Here is an 801-nt window from a genome sequence, read left to right on the forward strand (position 1 = left end):
GTGAATTATGACTGTTCGCTAGGTTTACTTTCTATATTTAACTCTGAGAACAACATTACCAATCCTTTGACTCCTATATATAATAAGGTAACAATGCCCAAAAGAAGCCAATAATTTAAAAAAATTATTGCAAAAATTGATAACGCCAAGTTAGTCCAATAAAGCAAATCCAATGCTGAAATAACTATATTTTTGTAGTAATACCTAACCCCTTGATCTTTTGCCGAAGAAAAAAACAGCAAGGTAATAAGTATTCTAATTAAAATTAAACCTTTTGCTTTAAGTACTTCTTTATTTTTCACACGGGCACTCCGGAATATTTTCTTCAACCATCTCAATAATTGCTGAGTAGGTTGCTTTTGACGTTAAAGCTGCACCTAAAGCTGCATTTTGTGGAATAGTGCCGTTTTTACCTCTTTTCAGAACTTTATTAATTATTGCAGCAGTTATGGTATTAGCTAGTACTCTACCAGCATAATATTCGGGATTTGCTTGAATAATTTCAATAAGCCTGGAAGTTATATACTCCCTAACTGTTGGAGACTTAGCTGCAACTTCTAGTAGTTCTTCTGCACCTTTTATTGCAGCCTCTCTTCTGAAGTACTCACAAGAACCTTTTTCGTAAGGGTTAAATCCATTAGTAAGATCAGATAGATAAGAAAAAGCTCCTGTAGCAACTTCACTTTTCTCATCAGGCTTTGCTGCGTAATAAGTTCCATAAGGGCTACTTCCATAACCATAAACTAAGCCCTTAGGGTCTGCATATTTTAGAGGGTTAGCTGCTACATACGCATAGGTATT

2 protein-coding genes are annotated in these 801 nt (G+C 34.8%); both read right to left on the reverse strand.

The window, feature by feature from the left end:
- Positions 1-5 precede the first annotated feature (5 nt).
- Positions 6-302, reverse strand: a complete 297-nt coding sequence (locus KCG35_RS25805; RefSeq protein ID WP_215822753.1) for a hypothetical protein — start codon at positions 300-302, stop codon at positions 6-8.
- Positions 292-801: RHS repeat-associated core domain-containing protein (locus KCG35_RS25810; protein WP_215822755.1), on the reverse strand; the 510-nt coding region annotated here is incomplete at its 5' end. The genes KCG35_RS25810 and KCG35_RS25805, both read right to left, overlap by 11 nt.

The organism is Zooshikella harenae (assembly GCF_018837975.1).
GTDB classification, from domain to species: Bacteria; Pseudomonadota; Gammaproteobacteria; order Pseudomonadales; family Zooshikellaceae; genus Zooshikella; species Zooshikella harenae.